The sequence below is a fragment of the Nonomuraea sp. NPDC047897 genome (genome assembly GCF_043204415.1).
GTDB lineage: Bacteria > Actinomycetota > Actinomycetes > Streptosporangiales > Streptosporangiaceae > Nonomuraea.
The window spans coordinates 192,002-216,300 of sequence record NZ_JBIDCC010000012.1; the positions used below are offsets into that span (position 1 = coordinate 192,002).

At 73.3% G+C, this 24,299-nt stretch carries 14 protein-coding genes and 1 tRNA gene; 7 read left to right on the forward strand and 8 right to left on the reverse strand.

Going from position 1 to position 24,299, the window contains the following annotated elements:
• The first annotated feature begins 2 nt into the window (after positions 1–2).
• The 4 genes from ACGF0J_RS26650 (at position 3) to ACGF0J_RS26665 (ending at position 12,709) form a co-directional block, all read left to right on the forward strand.
• On the forward strand, positions 3–338 hold the full coding sequence (locus tag ACGF0J_RS26650; protein WP_393149811.1) for a hypothetical protein: 336 nt from the start codon (positions 3–5) through the stop codon (positions 336–338).
• A gap of 66 nt (positions 339–404) precedes the next feature.
• On the forward strand, positions 405–11,624 hold the full coding sequence (locus ACGF0J_RS26655) for a hypothetical protein (RefSeq protein WP_393149813.1): 11,220 nt from the start codon (positions 405–407) through the stop codon (positions 11,622–11,624).
• 22 nt (positions 11,625–11,646) lie between these two features.
• Complete coding sequence (locus ACGF0J_RS26660) at positions 11,647–12,195, forward strand: hypothetical protein (protein ID WP_393149815.1); 549 nt, start codon at positions 11,647–11,649, stop codon at positions 12,193–12,195.
• Positions 12,188–12,709, forward strand: coding sequence for a hypothetical protein (locus tag ACGF0J_RS26665; protein ID WP_393149817.1), 522 nt, complete (start codon positions 12,188–12,190; stop codon positions 12,707–12,709). Before ACGF0J_RS26660 ends, ACGF0J_RS26665 begins: the two co-directional genes overlap by 8 nt.
• Before the next feature lie 25 nt (positions 12,710–12,734).
• Here the strand turns inward: ACGF0J_RS26665 and ACGF0J_RS26670 are convergent, their stop codons facing one another.
• The 4 genes from ACGF0J_RS26670 to ACGF0J_RS26685 form a co-directional block, all read right to left on the reverse strand.
• Positions 12,735–13,478, reverse strand: a complete 744-nt coding sequence (locus tag ACGF0J_RS26670; RefSeq protein WP_393149819.1) for a DNA polymerase beta superfamily protein — start codon at positions 13,476–13,478, stop codon at positions 12,735–12,737.
• A gap of 99 nt (positions 13,479–13,577) precedes the next feature.
• A tRNA-Ala gene (locus ACGF0J_RS26675) sits at positions 13,578–13,650 on the reverse strand.
• 147 nt (positions 13,651–13,797) lie between these two features.
• On the reverse strand, positions 13,798–15,243 hold the full coding sequence (locus tag ACGF0J_RS26680; RefSeq protein ID WP_393149821.1) for a von Willebrand factor type A domain-containing protein: 1,446 nt from the start codon (positions 15,241–15,243) through the stop codon (positions 13,798–13,800).
• A 187-nt stretch (positions 15,244–15,430) separates the two neighbouring features.
• Positions 15,431–15,973, reverse strand: a complete 543-nt coding sequence (locus tag ACGF0J_RS26685) for a TIGR03086 family metal-binding protein (RefSeq protein ID WP_393149823.1) — start codon at positions 15,971–15,973, stop codon at positions 15,431–15,433.
• A gap of 90 nt (positions 15,974–16,063) precedes the next feature.
• On the opposite strand from ACGF0J_RS26685, the gene ACGF0J_RS26690 reads away from it, so the two are divergent.
• On the forward strand, positions 16,064–17,053 hold the full coding sequence (locus ACGF0J_RS26690; RefSeq protein ID WP_393149825.1) for a helix-turn-helix domain-containing protein: 990 nt from the start codon (positions 16,064–16,066) through the stop codon (positions 17,051–17,053).
• A gap of 36 nt (positions 17,054–17,089) precedes the next feature.
• Here ACGF0J_RS26690 and ACGF0J_RS26695 read toward each other — a convergent pair whose 3' ends face one another.
• The 3 genes from ACGF0J_RS26695 to ACGF0J_RS26705 all read right to left on the reverse strand — a co-directional run bounded on the left by ACGF0J_RS26695 (position 17,090) and on the right by ACGF0J_RS26705 (position 21,263).
• Entirely contained in the window at positions 17,090–18,808 is a 1,719-nt protein-coding gene (locus ACGF0J_RS26695; protein ID WP_393149827.1) for a glycerol-3-phosphate dehydrogenase/oxidase, read from the reverse strand.
• 76 nt (positions 18,809–18,884) lie between these two features.
• Complete coding sequence (gene glpK / locus ACGF0J_RS26700; protein ID WP_393149829.1) at positions 18,885–20,402, reverse strand: glycerol kinase GlpK; 1,518 nt, start codon at positions 20,400–20,402, stop codon at positions 18,885–18,887.
• Between the two features lie 33 nt (positions 20,403–20,435).
• Entirely contained in the window at positions 20,436–21,263 is an 828-nt protein-coding gene (locus ACGF0J_RS26705; protein WP_393149831.1) for an MIP/aquaporin family protein, read from the reverse strand.
• Between the two features lie 295 nt (positions 21,264–21,558).
• Between ACGF0J_RS26705 and ACGF0J_RS26710 the strand changes: the two genes are divergently transcribed.
• On the forward strand, positions 21,559–22,326 hold the full coding sequence (locus tag ACGF0J_RS26710) for an IclR family transcriptional regulator (protein ID WP_393149833.1): 768 nt from the start codon (positions 21,559–21,561) through the stop codon (positions 22,324–22,326).
• A 33-nt stretch (positions 22,327–22,359) separates the two neighbouring features.
• Positions 22,360–23,868, forward strand: a complete 1,509-nt coding sequence (glpK, locus tag ACGF0J_RS26715; protein WP_393149835.1) for a glycerol kinase GlpK — start codon at positions 22,360–22,362, stop codon at positions 23,866–23,868.
• Between the two features lie 4 nt (positions 23,869–23,872).
• On the opposite strand, the gene ACGF0J_RS26720 is transcribed toward glpK (ACGF0J_RS26715), so the two are convergent.
• Positions 23,873–24,274, reverse strand: coding sequence for a DUF3224 domain-containing protein (locus ACGF0J_RS26720; RefSeq protein WP_393149837.1), 402 nt, complete (start codon positions 24,272–24,274; stop codon positions 23,873–23,875).
• Between the last annotated feature and the right edge of the window lie 25 nt (positions 24,275–24,299).

The window sequence follows — 24,299 nt, forward strand, 5'->3', positions numbered from 1 at the left end:
CGATGCGCGACGGAGTGCGGTTCAACGAGGAGCTCTGTGCCACGGGCATCTCCATGTGGGGAGAGATGGTCTCCGACCTGAAGAAGGTGTGGGACGAGGCCACCGCGGAGATCGAGGGGCACGTCGCCGCGGCCCCGTGGGGCGGCGGGATCGAGGGCATCAGGTTCCACCAGGCCCTCCTCAAGAAGGGCGGGCCGCTGAAGATGTGCCAGGTCGCCCGGCGGGTCCTCGGCGACATCGAGGAGGCCGCCCCCACCATGCGCGAGACCATCGCCATCTCCGTCGCCGCCGACGACTTCGAGGCCGAGCGCATCAAACGACTTCTCATGGGGGCCTGACCGCCGTCGAACACCATCCCGCAGGGGCGGGGTGACGGCCGGTGACGAGAGGGGGGCGGGGGTGGCATGGCGGGTTACGGGAACGGCAGCGTCGGCACGGACGCCCCCGGAGGCGGGGAACTTCGTGGCAGCGGCGGCACGTCGGCCACGGACGTCCAGCCGGTGTGGGAGACCGAGGCCTTCCCGGACTGGGTGAACCTCGTCCTCATCCCGCTGCTCGCCTCCGGCCAGGCCTGGCCGCACGCCAGTGAGAGCGGGCTGTGGGCGCTCAGCAAGCCGCACGAGCGCACTGTCCTGGCCCTGCTGGACGCCCTGGACCCGACGGAGAAGGCCGTCACCAACTTCGTCCACGGCTGGGACGCCCCCGGCACCCCCGACCATCTCAAGCGGGTCTCCGAGCTGTTCGGGATGGAGACCGGCGCCGGCGGGGTGGCCGCCTGGGCCGACGGCTACGCCAGGCAGTTCGACGCCTTCGCCCGGGAGACCCAGTACTCCAAGATCTCGATCAACGTGGCCTTCTGGGTGGCCGTCACGGCGGCGTTCATCGCACTGCTGGCCGCGTTCTTCTCCGCGGGCTCCACGGCGTGGCTGGTCGGCCCGTACGCGGCCGCCGCACGCCGGGCCACCAGCAGGATCATCGAGATCCTCGCCATCAACGCCGGCCGCGGCTTCGTCACCGCGACGGTCGCCCGGTCGACCACGCTGAGCGCGGTCAGCGCCGCGGTCGCCCGGGTGGCGGCCTCGCCGCTGGGCCGGGAGCTGTTCGAGGAGATCGGTGAAGAGGGCTTCATCGACCTCTACACCCAGTTCAAGCAGTGGCAGTTGGGCACCCGCGACGAGTGGGACTGGAAGAGGACCGCTGTCACGGTGGTCAGCGCGGGCGGCGGCGCGGCCCTCGGCCTGCGCGTCGCCGACCGGATCTCCCGCCTCGTCAACCGGCTGCCGGGCATCGGCCGACTCAACCGCAGGGCGGGCGACGCGCCCGGTTGGCGCAACGCCTTCCTGCGCTTCCCGGGACGGGCGCTCAGCACCGCCTCGACCAACGCGATCGTCTCCCCCATCAGCGGCAGCTTCGGCGAGCTGGTGGTGAACCAGCGGATCGTCCTGCCGAGTCCGGAGGCTGCCTTCGGCGGGTTCATGGGCGGTCTCGGTCGAGCCGGATCGATCAGCCCGTTCAGCATGGACGTGGGCTCCGTGCTGGTCGACCCGGGCGCGGCGCTGGCCCGGGCGACCGACCTGGCGGCGCGCAGCGACCTGGAGCGGGCGGTCAACCAGGCCATGTCCACCAGGACCGACCCCGGCCCAGGGCCGTCCGCCCCACCCGGCTCCCCGGGTTCCCCCGGCTCCCCCGGCTTCCCCGGCTTCCCGACGCCGGGGTCCCCGATGCCGGGCTCCCCCGCCCCCTCCGGCCCCGTGCCGGGGTCCCCCGCGGCGCCGCAGCGGCCGGGCGCGCCGAGCCTGCCTGCGGCGGCCACCTCCACCCTGCCCTCCACCACGCCGAACGCGCCGAACGCGCCGTCCGCGCCGTCCGCGCCGTCCGCGCCGGCGTCGCCGCAGACACCGGCCGGCGCGCTCCAGGGGGGCCAGCAGCCCGCGCCCGCCGGCCCGCAGCCGGGCCAGGGGAACCAGCAACCTCCCCAGACGCCTTCCGGCCAGTCCCCCGCGCCGGGACAGCCCGCCACGCCGGGACAGCCCGGTCAGGCGCCCAGCGGGCAGACCCCTCCATCCGGACCGGCCGCACCCGCCGCCCAGACACCCGACCCCGCCCAGACGCCCGACCCCGGCCAGGCGCCCGGCGCAGGTCAGGCGGGGCAGAGCGGCCAGCCCGCGAACCAGGGTCCGTCGCAGGGAGCGCCCGACACCACCGCCCAGCCGGCGGCCCAGCAGCCGGCCGCGCCGTCGCCCGACCAGCAGGCCGGACAGACGACTGGCCAGGCGACCGGTCAAACCGGCCAGTCCGGTCAGCCCGGCCAGACCAGCCAGCCGAGCCAGACCAGCCAGCCGAGCCAGACCGCTCAGACCAGCCAGGCGGCGACCGCGCCCACCACCACAGCCGGGGCGAGCATCTCCGACCTCGCCAACCAGATCGCGCAGCGGACGATCGCCGAGGTCCAGCGCACGGCCTTCCCGCACGGCCTGACGCTGGACGACGGCGGCCTGCTCATCACCGACCCGCGCGGGCGCGTCGTCAGCCTCTCCCCGGACGCCATGCGCCGGGTGCAGAACCTCGTCATGATCCGGACGGCGAACGGCACGAGCCCCGAGCGGCTGCGCGCCGCGGCCGCCGCCGCGCTGGGCACCGAGATCGCCGTCGCCGCCGGCCGGGCCCCGGCCGAGGGCGCCATGGAGGGGCTCGACCTGCTTTCCCGCGTCGACTCGGGCGCCGCCCCGGCCGCCGCGGCGGAGGGTCTGGACGTGGACACCTCCGGTTCCGACCTGGCGGACCGGCTCGCCGCCGGCCTGGCGGCCCGCGCCCCCGGCCCGGACGCCGCGCTGCGGCCGGGCTTCTACGAGACGGCCGCCCAGCACATCGCCGACCGGCTCGCGAACCTGTCCGCACCGGCACCTGACCCCACGGCTGCCACGGGCGCGAACGGCGCGACGACGAGCCGGCCGGGCACCGTGACCGCCGGGCAGATCGCCCAGTCGCTGTTCCAGCACCGGCGCCCCGCGCACCACCCGGACGCCACGGTGGCCGAGGTGCACGCGGCGGTCACGGCCGAGCTGAAGCCAACCCACTTCGGCGGCCTGGTCCTCGACCTGACCTGGCCGGGGCCGTCCGACCTGCTGGTGGTCGAGACCAGGAACAACGGCACGCTGCACTACCGGGTCGAGGTCGGTCCAGTCGGGGACGACATGGCCCGCTCGTCGGGGGGCACCGGCACCGCCACCGACCCGATCATCATGCGCATCGCGCCGCGCAGCCCGAACCAGTCGCTGACCCGCGCCGTCCTGCACGAGATCTCCCACCACCTCCAGACCGGGACGGCCGAGACCGCCGGACGGCCGCAGGGCGTGCTGCGGAGCTGGCTGTCGCGGAACGCCCCCGGCCCGAGCGTGGACGCGTGCGTGCTGCCGCGGCTCAACGAGTTCCGCCTGCTGTCGGACAACTGGCGGGCGGCCACCACGATGGACGACCGGAACATCTGGGCCCACGAGATCAACCGGCTGATGGCCGACCTGCGCGAGCGGGGCCAGACGCCGCCGCTGCCTCCCTGGTCGGCCGGGCAGCACCACACGCCCGACGCGCCGACCGCGCCCGAAACCCCGCTGTCGGACCTCATCTCCTACGTTCGTCACACGATCGACTCGCTGACCTCGACCGAGGCGGGCCTGACCGAGCGCGCCCAGGACAAGCGCGCCTCGGCGGAGGCGGCCGCGAAGAGGGCCGAGGACACGCGAGAGGCACGCGACGAGCACTCCGGCCAGCGTGACCGCGCCGCGAAGGAGCGGGCCACGAAGATGACGAAGGAGGCGGACAAGGCCGACGTCATGGCTCAGCGGCACAACCGCCTCGCCGCGAGCTACGAGCAGGCGGCCGAGTACGCCCAGCACGCGCGGGAGGCGTACGAGGATCTGCTGGCCGAGCTGGAGCAGGGCACGTCGCCGTCGTCCGCCGAGCTGACCCGGCTGGCCGACAAGGCGCAGAGCTGGCTGACCGACTTCCAGGAGGCGCTGCGGGAGACGGCGCCCCCGCCGGAGGCCACGCCCAGCTTCGTCCCCGCGGACCGGCTGCCGCACCTCAACCGGCTCACCCGCACCGTCAACAAGCTGATGTGGCAGCACGGCATCGACCACACGTTCACCACGGACGCGATGGACCGCCTGCTGCACGAGGAGTTCAGCCGGATCGTCGCCGGTAAGGGCGCGCTGATGCGGGTGGGCCGCGGCAAGCCCGGCGAGCTCCTCGTCGGCCTGTCGATCTCCGACCTGGTGGAGGTGCTGGGCGCGACCAAGGTCGCCTCCGAGATCATGAACGGCGTGCTGCCGCAGGGCGGACGCACCGTCGGAGCCACCGCCAACCACAACGTGGGCGCCAACGCCGCCTTCAAGGTGCACACCCTGGTCAAGGCACTGCCCGAGAGCACCGCCAAGGAGTTCCTCAAGCACATCGAGCTGGGCCTGTCGGTCAACGCGGCCCTGTCGCGGTCGCTCACCGGCAGCGCCGGCAACTTCGCGCTCCCCGGCGGGGTGGAGGACAACCGCGGCGAGTCCGTCCTGTACGACGCGACGGCGACCTGGACGGTGCGAGTGCGCACCGCCAAGCACCCGCACTGGTCCGACCCGGTCACCGTGAGCCACGGCGACCACGACGACGCCGCGAACCTGCGGGTCTACGTCTCCCACGCCTACACCGAGCCGGCGCCGCCCGGCGAGGCGCGGCTGGACCCGAAGCAGTGGCGCCGGACGCCCTTCCCCGAGAACGTCCCGCTCGGCCTGACCGGGCTGGTCGAGCTGGCCGACAAGACGGCGCGCGTCCTGGGCGACAAGCACTTCCCGATGGGCGGCGTCGCCCGGCAGCAGCTCTACACTGCCATGATCGACGACCTGTACAGCCGCATGGACGAGGCGGTCAACGGTTCGATCCAGCGGGTGATCCACGTCGACGGCAAGCCGTTCGTCCACCTGGACATCCAGGCCGTACCGCGGCTGAAGACGGCCAGACGGGTCGGCGCGGCCAGCCGGGACCACTGGCAGGAACGCCTGCGCGTCGAGGTGGTCAAGGCCACGGGCAACCAGTCGATGAGCCGGTCCCTCGGCACGTCGGCCACGCTGGGCGTCACCGGGCTGCCGGAGCCCGACGTGGTTCCCGGCGACGGCGAGTACGCCGTCGGGTTCGGCCCGAACGGGCGGGGCGGCATGGGCGGCTCCGTCTCCGACGGGCTGAGCGCGGAGGGCGTCACCTACCACCCAGACGTGCAACGCTTCACCGGCCACTCGCAGGGCGCGCAGATGGAGTTCGACTATGTGGTGACCGCCACGCTGGTCGACAGCGGCAAGACCCTCGACCCCATCGAGGGCCACGGCGAGGGCCTGTTCAGGTTCGCCGAGAAGGACCTCCACCAGTACGGAGGCCCCGTGGACGCCGCCGCGATCACCGGTGTGGATGCGGACGGCCGGTTCACCTACCGCGACGACGGCACGCCCGACCCACCGCCGGGCCGCAAGGGCGAGCTGCCGCCCATCTACGGCAACGAGCCCGGGAAGCTGCGCGGCGCCGGTCCGGCCCGGGTCGGCGCCATCACCGAGGCCGAGCAGCTCAAGGAGGACGTCAAGAGGCAGCTTCGCGAGGAGGGCATCCTCGCGCCGATCGTCGACGGCAAGCGGCAGTACTCCAAGGACCGGCTCGAACGGCTCAGCCAGATGGCCAACGAGCAGGAGATCGACCAGCAGATCGACAAGAAGCGCCTCCAGTCGGGCTACACCCAGGCCGCCCAGGACGGCATCCCGATCGAGCTGGTCGTCCGGCGCACCGGCCGCCGGCCGCAGGTCCACACCCTGCGGGTCACGCTTGAGCAGCACTTCACCGCCGAGCACGGCAGGAAGCCGCCCGAGCTGCTGGAGGTGACCGACTCCGAGGCGGAGGCCGCCCTGCCCATCGGCAGCGACACCAACGTGTGGTCCCACAGCCGTTCGGAGAACGCCGGCTGGGGCGCCGGGGTCGGCGTCAAGCACGTGCTGCCCGAGAAGACCGACGGCACGAGCCCCAACGTCGGCGCGGGCGGCGGCCGGGACTACTCCCGCGGCACCTCCCACACCCAGGGGCTCACCATCAACAAGGTGAAGCTCCGGGAGAACGGCGCGCGGATGGCGAAGCTGCGCGTCGGCCACACCGCCCGGGTCGACCGCCTGCACGCCGACGGGACGTGGCGGCTGCTGGCGGAGCGTGAAGGCAGCGCCCACCTGCTCATGTCGAGCGACCTGCTGCCCGTGGACGGCGCGTCGCCGTTCGGCGAGCAGGTCACGATGCCGGACGAGGCGTGGAAGTACGCGACCGTCCAGAGCATGGACACGGGCGACATGCCCCGGGTGGCACGGTCGCTGCTGAAGAACGTCGCCCCGGACTCGCCCGCCTACCACCTCGTGACCGACTTCCTCAACTCCTACGCCGCGACCGCCCACCCGGAGATGTTCGGGACCGACTACGACACCTCCTTCGTCGTCCGGCCGCAGGGCGCGACCCCGCAGAAGGGTTCCGTCGGCGTGCGGGCGAACCTCGGCGAGTCGACTTTCGTCGGCGTGGTCGACGACGTGAACGGCGACATCAACCTCACCCTGGCGAGCATGGGCGTCACCTCGTCCCGCTCCCACGGCGGGAAGGTCGAGGGCTCGGCCGGCGTCGCCTTCCAGAACGCCGACGAATCAGGCGAGGGCGGCAAGGGAGGCGGCTCCCATTCCGGCACGCGTTCCCGTGCCCGGACCAACCTGTCGATCTGGGGCCGCGAGCGGCTCGGCATCGAGACGGGCAAGCAGTACGTCTTCCTGGCCGGGGTCGGCTTCGACGTGTCCGGCGGCCTGCAGGGCGCGCAGCAGGCGCACCGGACGGCCGACGGCGCCGTCCTCTACACGATTCCCGAGCGCCACGTCCTGCGCATGTACGCCGAGGGGAGCCTGGACCTGCCGCTCGCCCAGATGGCCGACGTGGTGGAGCGGTTCCTCGACAAGAACCTCACGATGGACCGCGCGGTCGCCGTGCCGCTCGTCAAGCGCTACCTGGCCGCGCTGGAGCAGTCCGCCTCGCCCGTCCCGCTGGCGGACAGGCACACCCCCGAGGCGCTGGTCGAGGCGCTGAAGCCGCTGGTGGACGTCGACTCGAAGGTGACGCAGGTCGACGAGTTCCTCATGAAGGCCACCGAACTCGTCGAGGCGGTTCGCGAGATCCAGATGGCGTCGTGGCTGCGCGACCGGGTGGGCCACACCCTCGTCGAGAGCACGTCGCTGCGGCAGGGCGACGAGGACGTGCAGTTGCTCGACGCGGTCCGCGGCGCCGTCGCCTCCGTCGCGCCGGACGCGCTCGCCGATCCAGCCATCCCCGACAGCCTGCGCAAGATCTTCGCGGACAACCGCTGGCACGGCCCGATCGACACGATCTTCAGCGAGAACGGTCTCCAGATCCGCTACTACACCCCCTACGACACGATCGGGAGGCGCGAGGAGATCGTCATCAACGTCCGGGGCGAGTTCACCGACGAGCCGACGGTCTTCCTGGAGCACACCGACTACGTGGGCGGGATCTGGCAGGACTACACCTACCTGGAACACATCCTGGCGGAGACCCACTCCACCTCGAACGCGGTGAACGTCGGCGGCGACAGGTCCGGCGACGGGCAGGGCAGCAACGCCTCGCTCAGCACCGATCGCGGCCAGTCGGCCACCGGCGTGGCCGCCGAGCAGGAGACCCGCATCCAGCGGCTGGCCATGTTCAACGGCATGGACCGGATCATGCAGAACGTCCGGATGACCGTGGACGTGCAGCGCACCCCGCAGCAGGCGCGCGGAACGGGCCTGTCACCCCGCTCCGGTCCCACGGTCTCCGCTCCCACGGTGGAGCTCACCGGCAGCATGGTCCGGCTCGTCCCCACGGGTTTCGTCAGGGCCGCCGAGAACCAGACCGCCGAACCGGCCAGGCGCTACGACCCGCGGCAGGTCACGCTGCCGCGCAGCTTCGCCGCGAACTCCGTACGCACCGACCTCTACCCGGCCGCCGTGCGGGCCTTCACCGACCTCCTCGGCGACGACGCCGCCCTGCTGCACACCGAGCTGCTGAACCTGCTGTCGGAGACGGCCACCACCACGCTGTTCGAGCGCATGAACGGCGAGCAGGGGCACACGATGACGGTGCCGGTGGAGGGGCTGCGCAACCGCGCGGTCAGCATGCGCGTCCACGGGGCGTCGCACACCGACCTGCAGGTGCTGGCCCGCGGCCTGAAGGACGTGGAGCTCGGCAACGTCTGGCGTATCCAACGGACCACGAGCTCCAACACCTCCGGCGGGATGGCCCTGCCGATCGGCGGCGGCACCGGCCTGGAGGAGAGCTCCACCGGGCTGAGCGGCGGCGTCTCGGCGCGCGAGCAGGCGTCCGTGAGCGTCTCGGACGGCGGCGGCAACCGCCGCGAGATGAGCCGGTTCGAGAAGGACTCCGCCGTCATCGTCCGGATCACCACCCACTACGGCCTCACCGTCGCCATGCAGGCGCTCACCCCCGAGCAGATCAAGGAGAAGGGCCGGTCCGTCCACATCCCGGACGCCGCCACGGGTGAGGCGATCGTCGTCATGTCCGAGACCGACTACAAGGCGATGACCGAGATCCTGGAGTCCGGCGGGACGCTCGGCCCCGAGTGGCAGCTCGTCCCCGGCACCCCGGCCCCCACCGAGGGCGCTCCCCCGGTGAGCGATCCGGCCCGCCCCTGGACCGCGCTGTGGCAGGCCCGCGTCGACGCCCAGGCGGAGGGGGAGGACGTCCTCGTCCAGATCCGCGAGCCGGACGGCTCCGACCGGGTCTTCCTCGCCACCCCCCAGGGCGCGCTGCACGGCGACGAGCACGACCGCGGGTTCGCCGCGGCGTTCGCCACGCTGGGCCCCGAGCTCGTGCAGCTCGCCGACGACGCCGGCCTCAACCTGCGACAGGTGTACGAAGGCCCGCGCACCCAGGAGCGCTTCGCCCTGCGGGTCCTGACCGAGCTGGTCGGCCAGGGCGTGGACGTGTCCTCGGTGGACGACCACGGCGCCATCTGGCCGACGCCGCAGCCGGACGGCGACGGCAACCCCGGCGGGGGAGCCCGGGCCGTGGGCTCGGAAGGGGCGGCGATGGGCCCGGCGGCGCCGAGCCCACCGTCGGTGAACGCGCCCGAGATCGCCGGTTCGGCGTTCGTCGCCGACGGCCGGGCGCCGCACCTGCCCGACGTGACGCTCGCCGAGCTGAAGGAAGCGGTGGAGCGTGACCTGCGCGTCTCGGACTTTGGCGGCAAGGTGCTCGGCTGGACGTGGTCCGACTCGACGCTGACCGTGCGGACCGAGTCGTGGGGGACGTTGCGGTTCGAGGTCTCGGTCGGCGGGATCACCCGCGGCAACGTCGGCGAGACGAACCTGCGCACCCGGAACCTGGTGGTGCCGCCGCGCACGGCCAACGACCAGCTCGCCCGCGCGGTGCAGCACGAGATCTCGCACGCCGGACGCCGGATCGCCGCCGACGCGGCCAGGTCCGAGCAGGGGGTGCTGCGCCGCTGGACGTCCGCGCTACGGTCGTCGGTGGGCCGCGACGAGTGCGTGGCGGCCCAGTTCGACGAGTTCCGGTACCTGTCCCGCCGGTGGGTGGCCGCCCGGGCGGCGCACGACCAGCAGCCCACACCCCAGACGCGGGACGAGGTGGCCAAGTGGACGCACGAGCTGCGCGCCCTGGCCGACGCCCTCCTCCGGCAGGGCCAGACGCACCCGTCCTTCCCGTGGTCGGCCGGGCGGCAGACGCAACCCGGCTTCCACGCGGGTTCCATCGGCGCGCTGCCGACCACCGGCGTGGGCCTCGACACGCTCGCCGACCTGGCCGGCGCCACCTCCATCACCCCGGACGGCGCTCCTCGGGCGAGCGTCGCCCCCGTGACCTCCGGCACGTTCACCGTCTCCACGCCCGCCGGCGACCTCACCCTTGACGTGGCCGAGGCGGACCTGCCGCCCGGACAGGCGGCGGTCCGCGCGTCGGACCCCGGCCGGCTCTCGGTGGTCGTCTCACCCGCCGACGGGTCGGCCGTCCGCCTGCGCGTGGCCGAGCTGATCGCCGAGGCGGTCGCCCGGCAGGCCGGTCTGCCGCCGGGCGACGCGCTGGTCCCCGGCCCGCTGAACGCCGTACCCGAGCTCCGGCGCGGCGACGCCGCCACGCTGGTCCGCATCCGGGCGCTGATCGCCGCCCGCGCCGAGGCGTCCCTGCTGGAGCGGGGCTTCGTGGAGGACCAGCTCCGGGCCGAGCTCACCAGCGCGGGCCTCATGCCGGGCACCGAGGGGGCCACGGCCCGGCAGGTGAGCGCGGCCCGCGCCGGTCTGCTGCCCGCCGCGCACCTCGACGCCGTCAACGAGTTCGCCGGCCGCGCCCCGCACCACGCCGTCACCGCCGCCATCGCCGCCCTGTCCCGCGCCGCCGCCCTGCACGGCGCCACCACCACCGCGTACGGCGCGGCCCTGGTGGACGTCACCACGCGCCGCGGCACGCCGATCGCGGTGCAGGTGGAACTCAGCGACACCCCCATCGCCGGCCCCGTCGAGCTGACCGAGCGCGACGGCGTGCACGTGCTGACGGTGAACCGCGGCTACCCGGTGCCGTTCGTGCAGCGCGCCGTGGCGGTCACCATGGCCGGCCTGGTCGCGACGGCGTCCGGTGTGCCGCGGACCGGCCCGGTCACCGCGGAGAGCGCGGCGTTCCTGGCCAAGGCCCAGCTCGTCGCCGAGCTGCACGAACTGGTCCACCAGGTGCGTACGGCGACGCCCCAGCAGCGCTCGGGCCGGTTCGACCAGCTCGTCCAGGTGGCGGAGGCTCACGGGCTGGGCCGGCGGTCGCCCGGCCGCGACGCCAACCGGGCCGCGCTGCCGGGTCCGCTCGCCGCACAGCTCGCCGAGGTGCTCGACCGCAGCGTCCGGGGCGAGTCGCGGCACGAGTTCTGGGAGCGGATGCGCCGGATCGCCAACGGGACCGGCTGGTGGCTTCCGGAGGAGGAGCTGCGCAGACGCGCCGGTGTGCCGGGCGTCGACGAGCTGCTCGACGAGCTCGACCGCGAGTCCGGCTCTCCGGAGCAGCCGTCCGAGCCCACCCCGTCCGAACCCACCCCCTCCGAGCCCACTCCGTCCGAACCCGCTCCGTCCGAGCCCGCTCCGTCCGAGCCCACTGAGCGGCCCGCCGACCCCGGCGACCCTTCCGGTTCGCCCACCGACGTGCAGGAGCCCGCCACCCGGCCGACGGAGCCCACCCGGCCGACGGAGCCCACCCGGCCCGCGGAGCCCACCGCTCCGCCCACGGGCCCGTCCGACCCCACGACTCCGCCCGTCACCACCCCGCCGCCGACCACGCCGCCTCCAACCACGCCGCCCACCACGCCGCCTCCCACCACGACGCCTCCGACCACCCCGCCCACCACCACGCCGCCGCCCACGCCCACGCCGCCGCCGACCACGCCGCCGCCGACCACACCACCGGTGACCACACCACCGGCGCAGCCGTCGGAACCCGGCGAGCCCAGCGGGCCGGCCGGGCCCTCGGACCCCGCGTCGCCGGACGAGACCGCGCCACGCGTCCTGGCATGATGGTCATGACAGCAAGGGAGGCATGATGCCGTTCGCGGTGGCCCGCACGCGGGACGAGGCACACCTCTACCTCGATCTGCACCCGTGCACCTGCGGTTCGGTCGAGACCACCTGGGAGACGACGCTCGCCCAGTCAGGCGGCGAGCTGGTCTCGCGCTATTCCGGCAGTTGCGCCGACTGCGGCAGACAGCGCGAGTTCCTCTTCGGCCTGCCGGAGCGCGAAACGCTGACCGGGGAGTTCCCGACGTTCGGCGGCAGCGAGCCGTCCCAGCTCCTCGACGCGGGCGAGTGGCTCTGGGTGGCCGACCTGACGGCGGGCAACGTCCCCGCCGACGACCCGGCCGCCGCCCGGCAGGCGCTCACCATCGCCACGGCCGCCGTCGAGGAGGTCGTCAAGTTCGTGCCGCCGGGCGAGGACGAGGTGCCCGACCACGCGTTCTGGTCCGCGCAGGGCCGTGGCGTGCGCGCCGCGCAGCCGGGCAGGTTCGCGCTGGACCGCCTGCTCGTCGTCCGCGACACCTATCGCGACCTGGCCGCCGCCCACGTCCCCGGCATGGACGACCATGCGTGAGGCCCGGACCCTCGCCGAGGCGTACCTCCACATCAGTCTCGCCGTCGCGGAGAGCGGGCCCGGCGGCGCCCCCGACCCTCGGGCGTGGACGACGGTCACGGAGGGCCGCGAGTTCTGGACGTTGGTGTTCGACCGCGGCGAGCACCACATCGAACTGCGCGTCCCCCGGGCCGGCGAGGTCGCGGCCCGGCGTGACGGCTCGACCTTCGGCTCCGGCGTCTCGACCCTGGTGGACGCCGGCGAATGGGTGCTGACCGGCGCCGCCTACGCCCGCCAGGCCCTGGAGGACGACCTGCTGTCGGCGTCGGGCGCCGCCGACGGCTGGCGGCTGGCCCGCGACGCGGCGGCCGAGGCACTCAAGTTCCTCCCCGAGGACGCCGACGAGCTGCCGCTCCCGGCGTTCTGGACGCCCCTCGGCACGTCCACGCGCGAGCAGGAGCCGGAACGTTTCACCCGGGAGCGGCTGGAGAGCGACCTCGCCTTCTACCAGCAGAGCCTGGACGGCGTGCTGTAGTGCCGCGGGCGGCGGTCGCCGCCCGTCAGCCGAGCCGCGTCCGCACCACGAGGTCGTGCAGGGCGTCGTGCGCGGTCGTGGCCGCCGCCTCCGGCAGCGCGGACGCCTCGCACGCGGCCTCCAGCCCGGCCGTCATCCGAGCCACGTCGTCGCCGGCGGTGGGCACGGGCGGCGCCGCGCCGTGCTCCGCCTCCCGCTTGGCGGCCACCAGGTCCGGCAGGTAGGGCGGGCCGTAGGCGTACAGCCGGGTCAGATCGGCCTCCAGTGCGCCGGTGCGCATCAGGTGGAGCCCCGTGGCCAGCACACGGAAGGTGTAGAGCAGCGGTTTCAGCTCGCCCGTCCGGCCGTGCAGCCGCCACTGGGTCCGGGCGAACCCCAGGTAGTGCCGGGCGTGGTGGCGGGTCAGGCAGCCGGGCGCCAGCGCGACCAGCTCCTCGTGCACCGGCGACGACGTCACGACCAGCGGCGACAGGAGCTGTTCCAGCACGTAGCCGTTGCGCCGCAGCAGCAGCCGGCAGAACTTGGCCAGATCGTGCGTGACGAGGTCGACCTCGACACCGTCGCGGGTCCACGTCCGCTCCAGGGTCTCCGGTCCGGTGCGCAACCCCGCCACCAGGTCGGGCGGCAGCACGTGCACGCCCCGCAGGTCGACGTCGGAGTCGGCGGACGGGAAGCCGTAGAGATGCGCCCCGCTGACCGTCGCGAACGCCACCGGCTGCGGCTGCTCGCCCGGGATGGCGGACAGCCAGCCGGGCAGAGTCTCCGTCATCGTTTCCTCCCGGGGAGCGGCCGCCCGGAGGCGGCCGGTGGACGGCGCGGGCCGAAACGACGAGATCCCGCCCTGTGTCAGGACGGGATCCGGTGAGGGTGGAGCTATGGGGATTCGAACCCCAGACCTCCTCCATGCCATGGAGGCGCGCTACCAACTGCGCCATAGCCCCTTGCCGCGTGCACCAGTGTATCGGAATCCTCGGCCGCTCACGCACACGCGAGCTCCGGGCCGGCCGTCCCGGCCGGCCCGGGGCGGGACGGGCCGGGACGGCCGGGACGGGCCGGGACGGCCGGGACGGGCCGGACGGGACGGCGGATCAGCGCGGCACCGAGCGGGCTCTGTCGATGAGGTCGGCGAGCTCGGTGACCATCGGGTCCTCGGCGGCACCGGCGAGCCGCCTGGCCTGCGCGCTCAACGCCGGCAGGTCGAGGCCGAACGCCTGCCGGTCCCGCATGTGGCCGGCGAAGGCGGCGGCGACCACGTCCACCTGCAGGCGCAGCGGCGCCTCCCACACCGCCGCCGTCAGCTCCCCGGTGTCGATGGACCGGCTCTCCTCGGCGGGCGCCCTGGTGTCGGGGTGCTGCCAGCGGACGGCGGCCTGGGCGAGCTGGCCGGTGGCGCCGGGCCTGAGCCGTACCGAGTAGAGGGCGGTGACGGCGTGGCCGGGACCGATCTCGCCACCATCACGGTCGTCGTCGCGGAACTCCTCGGTGGTCAGGGCCCGGTTGTCGTAGCCGACGAGCCGGTGCCCGGCCACGACGGACGGGTTGAACACCACCTGCGCCTTGGCGTCGCGGGCCCGCACGTCGAGGGTGGCGGGCAACTGGGAGACGAAGACCTTCTCGGCCTCCTCCCTGGTGCTGACGTACACGGCCGCGCCGTCGCCGTTGTCGGCCAGCCGCTCCATCAGCTCGTCGCCGTACTCCCTGCCGACGCCGACGGTGAGCAGCGTGACCTGCCGGCCCGCGTGCTCCTTGACCCGGTCGAGGATGCCCTGCCAGGCCGTCTGGCCCTGGTTGGCCAGGCCGTCGGACAGCAGGACGACGCGGTTGGTGGCGGCGGGCCGGAACGCCCGGGCGGCCTCCCGGTAGCCGGTCACCACTCCTGCCTCAAGGTTGGTGCCGCCTTCGACGGCGAGCCGGTCGACGGCGGCGTGCAGTTCGCTGCGGGCGGTGAGCGGCGTCATCGAGGCGATCAGGCGGGCCTGGTCGCTGAACGACACGATCGACACCTGGTCCCCGGGCGCGAGTTGGTCGAGCAGGGTGTGCAGGGCCTGCTGGACGAGGTCGAGCCGGCCCGTCTCGGACATGGAGCCGGACACGTCGACGACGAAGGTGAGGTTCGCGGGGCGGCGGGCCGCGGCGTCGGAGCCGCGGGTGCGCAGTCCCACCCGCAGCACGGCCTCGTCGCCCGACGGCAGCCGCGCGCCGTCGAGGTGCACGGTGAAACCGTCGCCCTGGGGCTCGGCGTAGTCCTGCCTGAAGGCGTTGACGAACTCCTCCGGCCGGATCCGGCCCGGCTCGGGCCGGCGGCCTTCCTTCAGGGCGCGGCGGGCGTAGTCGTACGAGGCGGTGTCCACGTCGAGGGCGAACGTGGAGATCTGGGCGCTGGTGGTGTCCTGGTCGTCCGGCAGGGCGGACGTGGTGGGCTGCGCGTGCTGACCGGCCGGGGCGCGCTCGGCCGCGTGGTGGGGCGAGCCGCCGGGACCGCCGCCGCACGCCGCAAGCGCGAGTAATCCGATAAGTCCGACACTGGCTACCAAAGGGCGGAATTTCACTGCTTACCACCTCCACGCCGTACGACGGTTCCCGTCGCCCGAAGGCCGGGGCAGTGACGCAAGCGAGCACAAACCGCGATCACCATGTGATCGGCCGTGATCGGCCGTGTCCGGCCGGCGACCTGCGGTCCATGGTGACCGGCGCCCGGGACGGCCCCGGCACGAGGAAGGGTCAGGGGCGCCAGGACGGGTCGCGGCCCAGCAGGCCGAGCGCCCGCTCCAGCGGCGGCGCGTCCGCGGGCACCGCGACCTCGTCGCCGAAGGCGCCCATCTTCCGGCCCGTCGGCCCCATCTCCTCGGCGAACTCCAGCAGCCGCGCCGCCTCCTCCTCGTCCACCTGGTACGGCCGCCCGGTCGCCACCGCGAGGTCCCAGCCGTGCACGATCAGGTCGCCCAGGCACATGCGGGCGAGCACGGTCATCGGCAGCCCCATGCCGGAGCTGACGCCCTCCCACGCCTCCGGGCGCTCCCAGGCGGCCAGCATGCGCTCGGCCCGCGGCCGGAAGTCGCCCGAGTACGGGCCCTGCTCGGGCATCGGCCCGCCCTCCGCCATCTGCTCGAAGAGTGTGGCGACCCACTCCAGGTGCGCGATCAGGGCCCTCACGTCGTACTCGGCGCACGGCGTGGGCAGCGCGAACCGCTCCTCACTCGTCGTCTCGATGAGGTGGGCGGTACGGTCAGCGGCGCGCGTCATCAGCGGCAGAATGTCGGTCATGGGTCCAGGATGCCACCGGAGGGGCGCGCTTGCGGCACGGGTGCGGGTCCGGGGGCGCGCCGGCCGCCGTCGCCTGGCTACCATGCGGCCATGCCCCGTGCCGTAGCTCCGCCCGCGCGCCTCCCCACCGTGGCCGTGCTCGCCTTCGACGGGATGGCTCCGTTCGAGCTGGGCTGCGTCGTGGAGATCTTCGGCCTGCCGCGTCCCGAGCTCGGGGTGCCCTGGTACGACCTGAGGGTGTGCGCCGAGACGCGCGAGCCGATGCGGGCGGTGGGCGGGTTCACCGTGCAGGCCGCCCACGGGCTCGACGTGCTGGCCACGGCCGACACGGTCATCGTGCCCGGCGTCCCGGACGTGCGCGCCGCCGTCTCCGGCGACCTGGTGGCGGCGCTGCGGCTGGCGCACGGGCGGGGCGCCCGGATGGTGTCGGTCTGCTCGGGGGCGTTCGCGCTGGCGGCGGCCGGGCTGCTCGACGGCCGCGAGGCCACCACCCACTGGAAGTACACCGACCTGCTCCAGCGGCGCCATCCCGAGGTCCGGGTCAACCCCTCCGTCCTGTACGTGGACACCGGCGACGTGCTGACCAGCGCGGGCAGCGCCGCCGGGCTCGACCTGCTCCTCCACCTGGTGCGCCGGGACCACGGCCCGACGGTGGCGAACGCGGTCGCCCGCCGCCTGGTCATCGCGCCGCACCGGGAGGGCGGGCAGGCGCAGTTCATCGAGGCCGCCGTCCGGCCGGTGGCCGACGGCGACGCGGTGGCCAGGGCGATGGACTGGGCGCTGGACCACCTGGCCGAGCCGATCAGCGTGGCCGGCATGGCTGCCGCGGCGCACATGTCGGAGCGGTCGTTCCTGCGCCACTTCAGGCGGCGGACCGGCACCAGCCCGCTGCGCTGGGTGATCGCGCAGCGGGTGGCGGCCAGCCTGCCGATGCTGGAGGCCACGACCGTGCCGGTGGAGGAGGTGGGGCTGGCGGTCGGGTTCGAGAGCCCGGTGACCTTCCGGCACCACTTCACCCGCGCGATGCGGATCTCCCCCTCGGCCTACCGCCGCACCTTCGGCGGCGGGGCCCCCGGCTGACCGGGTCAGGCGACCGCGCCGAAGCCGGCGTGCGCGTCAGGCGACCGCGCGGGAACCGGCGTGCGGGTCGAACGGCTCCCAGATCCGCGCCCGCTCCGCGTCGGCCGACACGTCGTCGGGCTGCAGCTCGGCCGACATCTCGGCCTGCACCATGGCCCGGTAACGCTCGGTCTCGCGCCGCACGTCCTCCTCGTCCCAGCCCAGGACCGGGGCGACCAGCGTCGCCACCTCGCCCGCGGCGCAGACGCCACGGTCGCGCTCCTCGATCGAGATGCGGGTACGGCGGACCAGCACGTCCTCCAGCCGCAGCGCCCCCTCGTGCGACACGGCGTACACCACCTCCGCCTTGAGGTAGTCGGCCGCGCCGGTGAGCGGCTCGCCCAGCGCGGGGTCCGCCTCGATCAGGCCGAGGACGTCCACGACGGCCGAGCCGTACCGGGTGAGCAGGCGTTCGACGCGGGCCACGTCCAGCCCGGCGCGGGCGGCCAGCCGGGTGCGCGCGTTGCGCAGCGCCTCGTAGCCCTCCGCGCCGAGCAGCGGCAGCCGGTGGGTGACGGACGGGGGCACGGCGGTGCCCAGGTCGCGCGCGGCCACGTCGACGGCGTCCCTGGCCATCACCCGGTAGGTGGTGTACTTGCCGCCCGCGATGACCACGAGCCCCGGCGCGGGCCGGGCGACGGTGTGCTCCCGGGACAGCTTGGCGGTGTCGGAGGCGTCCCCGGCGAGCAGCGGCCGCAGGCCGGTGTAGACGCCGTCGATGTCGTCATGGCTGAGCGGGGTGTCCAGCACCTGGTTGACGCGGTCGAGCAGGTAGTCGATGTCGGCGCGGCTGGCCACCGGGTGGACCTTGTCGAGGCTCCAGTCGGTGTCGGTGGTGCCGATGATCCAGTGCCGGCCCCACGGGATGGTGAACAGCACGCTCTTCTCGGTGCGCAGGATGAGGCCGGTGTGCAGGGTGATGCGGTCGCGCGGGACGGTGATGTGCACGCCCTTGGAGGCGCGGACGCGCAGGCCGCCCTGGGCGGACGCCAGCTCGCCGGTCTCGTCGGTCCACACCCCGGTGGCGTTGATCACCTGGCGGGCCCGCACCACGATCTCCGCGTCGCTCTGCAGGTCGCGCACCCGCGCGCCGGTGACCCGGCCGTCGTCGCGGACCAGCCCGGTCACCCGTGCCCTGGTCGCGACGGCGGCGCCGTACTGGGCGGCGGTGCGGGCCAGCGTCATCGCGAAGCGCGCGTCGTCCACCTGGGCGTCGTGGTACTGGACGGCGCCGACGAGACCCTGCGCGTTGAGGGACGGCGCGGCGGCGAGCGCCCGGCGCCTGCTCAGGTGGCGGTGCCGGGGCAGGGTGCGCGCGCCGTCGAGCAGGTCGTACAGGGCGATGCCGGCGCCGACGTAGACCCGCTCCCAGAGCCGGTGGCGCAGCGGGAACAGGAACGGCACCGGGCGCACGAGGTGCGGGGCGAGCCTGGTCAGCAGCAGGTCACGTTCCCGGAGTGCCTCCCTGACCAGCCGGAAGTCGAGTTGTTCGAGGTATCTCAGGCCGCCGTGGATGAGCTTGCTGGACCGGCTGGAGGTGCCGGCCGCCCAGTCCTGCGCCTCGACCATGGCGACCGAGAGGCCGCGCGACACCGCGTCGAGCGCCACTCCGGCGCCGACGACACCGCCGCCGACGACCAGCACGTCGAACTCGCTCTCGTCCATCCGCCGCAGCGCTTCCGCGCGGTACGCCGGTCCCAGCGGTACAGATGTCACAGTAGTGCTCCTTATTTCGCGAAAAAAGGAAGAACGGCCCGGGGGTACGCGCCCGTACCCCCGGGCGTCGCCCGGCTCAGCCGACGTCGACCCAGTCGAGGGTGCGGGTGACGGCCTTCTTCCAGGTGGCGTAGGCCGTGTCGCGCTGGTCCTGCGACCACCGGGGCTCCCAGCGGCGGTCCTCCTGCCAGTTGTGCTTGAGCTCCTCGCAGGACTTCCAGAAGCCGACCGCGAGCCCGGCCGCGTAGGCCGCGCCCAGCGCGGTGGTCTCGGCGACCACGGGCTTGGAGACGGGCACGCCGAGGACGTCGGCCTGGATCTGCATGCACAGGTCGTTGGCGGTGACGCCGCCGTCCACCCGGAGCACGTCGAGGGCGACCCCGGAGTCCTGGCGCATCGCCTCGACCACGTCGCGGCTCTGGTAGCAGATCGACTCCAGGGTGGCCCGGGCGATGTGCGCGTTGTTGTTGTAGCGCGACAGCCCGACGATCGCGCCGCGGGCGTCGGAGCGCCAGTACGGGGCGAACAGCCCGGAGAAGGCGGGCACGAAGAACACGCCGCCGTTGTCGTCCACCTGCCGGGCCAGCGACTCGCTCTGGGCCGCCCCGGAGATGATGCCGAGCTGGTCGCGCAGCCACTGCACGGCCGAGCCGGTCACCGCGATCGAGCCCTCCAGGGCGTACACCGGCGCCTGGTCGCCGAGCTGGTAGCAGACCGTGGTGAGCAGGCCGTGCTGGGAGCGCACCGGGGTGGTGCCGGTGTTGAGCAGCAGGAAGTTGCCGGTGCCGTAGGTGTTCTTGGCCGTGCCGACGTCGAAGCACACCTGGCCGACGGTGGCGGCCTGCTGGTCGCCGAGGACGCCCCCGAGCGTGACCTCACCGCCCACCGGGCCGCCGGCCCGGGTGCGCCCGTACGCCTCCGCGTGCGAGGAGGGCACGATCATCGGCAGCATCTGCCGCGGGATGCCGAAGAACGACAGGAGTTCGTCGTCCCAGTCGAGCGTCTCCAGGTCCATCAGCATGGTGCGGCTGGCGTTGGTGGGGTCGGTGACGTGCAGACCGCCGTCGACGCCGCCGGTCAGGTGCCACAGCAGCCACGTGTCGGTGGTCCCGAAGATCGCGTCGCCGGCCTCGGCCGCCTCGCGGACCCCGTCGACGTTCTCCAGGATCCACTGGATCTTACCGCCGGAGAAGTACGTCGCCGGGGGCAGGCCCGCCTTGCGGCGGATGACGTCGCCCTTGCCCTCGCGGTCGAGGGCGGAGGCGATCCGGTCGGTGCGGGTGTCCTGCCAGACGATGGCGTTGTAGTACGGCCGGCCGGTCCGCCGGTCCCACACCACCGTGGTCTCGCGCTGGTTGGTGATACCCAGCGCGGCCAGGTCGGAGGCCCGCAGGCTCGCCTTGTTCAGCGTGGTCTCGATGACCGCCCGGGTGCGCTCCCAGATCTCGGTCGGGTTGTGCTCCACCCAGCCGGCCTGGGGCAGGATCTGCTCGTGTTCGAGCTGGTGGCGGGCGATCTCGTTGCCACCGTGATCGAAGATCATGAAGCGGGTGCTCGTGGTGCCCTGGTCGACGGCTCCGACGAAGTCCGGCATGGAATCGTGCCTCCTCAGAAGGGGGTGGAATGGTCAGACGGTCTCGTACGAGGTCTTCTCCGGCACCCGGCCCGGCTCGGTGTCGTCGTCCACGGGCAGGAAGCGACCCACGAGAAGCTGGTAGAGGGCGGCGCCGATCAGGCCGCCGATGATGGGGGCCACGATGGGCACCCAGAAGTAGAGCTGGCCGTACTGATCTTGCCAGGCCGTCTCGTACCCGGTGAGGAACGACGCCAGCCGGGGGCCGAAGTCGCGGGCGGGGTTGATGGCGTAGCCGGCGTTGGTGCCCCAGGCCATGCCGATCGCCACCACGAGCAGGCCGATGATGAAGGGAGCGAGGTTGGCGAGCGGCGCGTTGTTGCGCATGTCCGTGATCGCGAGGATGAGGAACAGCAGGATCGCGGTGCCGATGATCTGGTCGCCGAAGGCGCCCCAGGTGCCGACCGGCAGGGTGCCGTTGCCCGGCAGCGTCGAGAAGACGCCCTGGGTCTTGATGGTGAGGCCGGGGTCGGCCTTGGTCAGCACCTCGGCGTAGTTGAAGCGGACGAGCAGCGCGGCGACGAACGCCCCCACGGTCTGCGCCAGCACGTAGGGGGCCACCTTGCGCCAGGAGAAGCCCTTGAACGCCGCCAGCGCGATGGTGACGGCGGGGTTGAGGTGCGCGCCGCTGATCCGGGCGGCGACGTAGACGCCGAGGGTCACGCCGAGACCCCACGCCCACGCGATACTGTCGTGATCTCCGATGCCGGCCGCCGCGACCTGCGCCACCACGCCGACCCCGAACAGGATCAGGATCATGGTGCCCGCGAACTCGGCGGCCATCTCCCCGAGCAGTCCTCGGGCTTTCAGCCGTTCCGCCATGCTTTCCTCCTCCCCCGCCGCGCCACCGCGCCGGAACTGGCGTCGTCGCAGGCGGGAAGTCCGGTGAGGCGCTGGGGTGCCTCACAGTTGACTGGAAGTTAGGTGAGGAAATCGGGCGGGTCAACGACAAGGTGCCGACAATGTCGAACACTAGTCAGCTATGACATGCCGGTTTATCGTCTATGGGCTATGACCCCGCCCACCGTCGCGCCGCTTGTCGAAGTGTGCGTAGATTTTCGGGCTCGCTCTGCCGACAATGTCGAACAACGCCCGGCAGCGGGCTACGCTCTGGACCGTGCCAGGTCCCGTTCAGTCCATCCAGCGAGGAGCGGCGATCCTGCGTCTCCTCGCCCGCAGCTCCGGCAGGCTCGGCGTGGGAGAGATCGCCACCTCGCTCGGTCTGCCGCGCGGCACGGCCCACGGCCTGCTGCGCACCCTGCAACTGGTCGGTTTCGTGGAACAGGACGACACGACGGGCAAGTACCAGCTCGGGGCCGCCCTGCTCCACCTCGGCACGAGCTACCTGGACGTCAACGAGCTCCGCTCCCGGGCGATCAACTGGGCGGACGCGCTGGCGGCCCGGAGCTGCGAATCCGTGAAGATCGGCACCGTCCTCGACGGCCAGGTCCTCGTGGTGCACCACGTCTTCCGTCCCGACGACTCGTTGCAGACGCTCGACGTCGGCTCCCTGCTCCCGATGCACGCCACCGCCCTGGGCAAGGTGCTGCTCGCCTTCGACTCGGGCGCGAGCGCCGCGCTCGGCGCCGGTCCGCTCGACGCGTTCACCCGCCGGACCGTCGTCGAGCCCAAGGCGCTGTCCCGCGCCCTCGCCGCGATCCGCGAGGTGGGCTGGGCCGCCCAGGTGGAGGAGATGACCGTGGGCGAGGCGGCCATCGCCGCGCCCATCCGCGGTCACGGCGGCCTGGTGGTCGGGGCCATGGGGATCTCCGGCGCCGTCGAACGGATCTGCGATGCCAAAGGCCAGCCCAACACCACCCTGGTGACGTTCGTGCGCGACGCCGCGCGCGCGGTGTCCCGGGACCTCGGTGCGTCCCGCTGGTAGCCAGTCACTTCCACACCTACCGAGGTGAACGACATGGTCATGCGCTATGTGATGTCCATCGACCAAGGGACGACGTCGACGCGGTGCATCGTCTTCGACCAGCGGGGACGCCTGGTTTCGGTGACGCAGCGCGAGCACCGCCAGCACTTCCCGCGGCCCGGCTGGGTCGAGCACGACGCCATGGAGATCTGGCGCAACCTGGAACGCATCGCCCCCGAGGCGCTCCGGCAGGCAGGCGTCGGCCTGGAGGAGATCGCGGCGATCGGCATCGCCAACCAGCGCGAGACCACCCTGCTGTGGGACCGCCGGACCGGCCTGCCGCTCCGGCGGGCCGTCGTCTGGCAGGACACCAGGACCAACGCCCTGGTCGACGAGCTGGCGGCCCGGCCCGAGGCGGCCATGGTGCAAAAACGCTGCGGCCTGCCGCTCGCCACCTACTTCTCGGCGCCGCGCATCCGGTGGCTGTTCGACGCGACGCCGGGCCTGCGTGAACGGGCCGAACGCGGCGAGGTGCTGTTCGGCACCATGGAGAGCTGGCTGATCTGGAACCTCACCGGCGGGCCCGACGGCGGCCTGCACCTGACCGACGTCACCAACGCCAGCCGCACGCTGCTGATGGACCTGGCCACCCTGGAGTGGGACGCCGACCTGCTGGACTTCTTCGGCGTGCCGCGCGCGATGCTGCCGCAGATCCGCCCGTCCACCGAGACGTACGGCGTGGCCAGCCGGGTCCTGCCCGGCGTGCGCATCGGCGCCGCGCTCGGCGACCAGCAGGCGGCGCTGTTCGGCCAGACCTGCTTCGCGCCGGGCGAGGCCAAGTGCACCTACGGCACCGGCAGCTTCCTGATGCTCAACACCGGCAACGAGCCGGTCCGCTCGTCCCACGGGCTGCTCACCACCGTCGGCTACCAGGTCGGCGCCGAACCGGCCGTGTACGCCCTGGAGGGGCCGATCGCCGTGACCGGCGCCCTGGTGCAGTGGTTCCGCGACGGGCTCGGCCTGATCAACAGCGCCGCGGAGATCGAGACGCTGGCCAAGACCGTGGACGACAACGGCGGCTGCTACATCGTCCCCGCGTTCGCCGGGCTGTTCGCCCCGCACTGGCGCAGCGAGGCCCGGGGCGTGATCGTCGGCCTGACCTCGTACATCACCAAGGGTCACCTCGCCCGCGCGGTGCTGGAGGCGACCGCCTGGCAGACCCGCGAGGTCGTCGACGCGATGAACGCCGACTCCGGGCTGGCCCTGCGCACGTTGAAGGTGGACGGCGGCATGACCGCCGACAACCTGCTCATGCAGTACATCGCCGACGTGCTGGGCGTGCCGGTGGTGCGCCCCATGGTGGCCGAGACCGTGTCGCTCGGCGCCGCGTACGCCGCCGGGCTGGCCGTCGGCTACTGGCCGGACCTGGAGGGGCTGCGCCGCAACTGGCACCGCGCCGCCCAGTGGCTGCCCGTCATGGAGCCGGAGCGCCGGGCGGCCGAGTACGACAACTGGTGCCGGGCGGTGGAGCGGAGCTTCGACTGGATGCGGCCGAGCGAGTGAGGCGTCACTCCGGCAGGCGGTAGTCGAGGACGTAGGAGTGGGAACCGTCCGGGGCGACGGCGACGTCCATCTCGCCCCGGATGCCGCGCAGCCCGCCGGTGCCGGAGTCGGGGACGACCGTGACGCGCAGCGCCTGCTGCCCGTCGCCGCTGACCGCGTGGTGCTGGACGACGAACGAGCCCGTACGGCCGTGCAGCGTCCCCGCGACGCGCTCGACCGCCACGTACCCGCGCGACGGCTCGACCTCGGTGGTCACCATGAGCATGTGCACCACCGAGGTGGCGGTCAGGTCGCCGTGGAAGGTCTTGCTCAGCGTGACCCGGGAGAGTGCGACGCCGTCACGGTCGTCGAAGGCGGGCCGGGCGTTCCAGTCGGCGGTGTCGAAGGGGCCTTTCGCGAATGTCATGCGGGCATCGTCCCCGACGTACCTG

Bases quoted from the DNA above. Each gene is read 5' to 3' on its own strand.
- ACGF0J_RS26650 (WP_393149811.1), top strand. From the start codon at position 3: ATGCGCGACGGAGTGCGGTTCAACGAGGAGCTCTGTGCCACGGGCATC.
- ACGF0J_RS26655 (WP_393149813.1), top strand. From the start codon at position 405: ATGGCGGGTTACGGGAACGGCAGCGTCGGCACGGACGCCCCCGGAGGC.
- ACGF0J_RS26660 (WP_393149815.1), top strand. From the start codon at position 11,647: ATGATGCCGTTCGCGGTGGCCCGCACGCGGGACGAGGCACACCTCTAC.
- ACGF0J_RS26665 (WP_393149817.1), top strand. From the start codon at position 12,188: ATGCGTGAGGCCCGGACCCTCGCCGAGGCGTACCTCCACATCAGTCTC.
- ACGF0J_RS26670 (WP_393149819.1), bottom strand. From the start codon at position 13,478: ATGACGGAGACTCTGCCCGGCTGGCTGTCCGCCATCCCGGGCGAGCAG.
- ACGF0J_RS26685 (WP_393149823.1), bottom strand. From the start codon at position 15,973: ATGACCGACATTCTGCCGCTGATGACGCGCGCCGCTGACCGTACCGCC.
- ACGF0J_RS26690 (WP_393149825.1), top strand. From the start codon at position 16,064: ATGCCCCGTGCCGTAGCTCCGCCCGCGCGCCTCCCCACCGTGGCCGTG.
- glpK (WP_393149829.1), bottom strand. From the start codon at position 20,402: ATGCCGGACTTCGTCGGAGCCGTCGACCAGGGCACCACGAGCACCCGC.
- ACGF0J_RS26705 (WP_393149831.1), bottom strand. From the start codon at position 21,263: ATGGCGGAACGGCTGAAAGCCCGAGGACTGCTCGGGGAGATGGCCGCC.
- glpK (WP_393149835.1), top strand. From the start codon at position 22,360: ATGGTCATGCGCTATGTGATGTCCATCGACCAAGGGACGACGTCGACG.
- ACGF0J_RS26720 (WP_393149837.1), bottom strand. From the start codon at position 24,274: ATGACATTCGCGAAAGGCCCCTTCGACACCGCCGACTGGAACGCCCGG.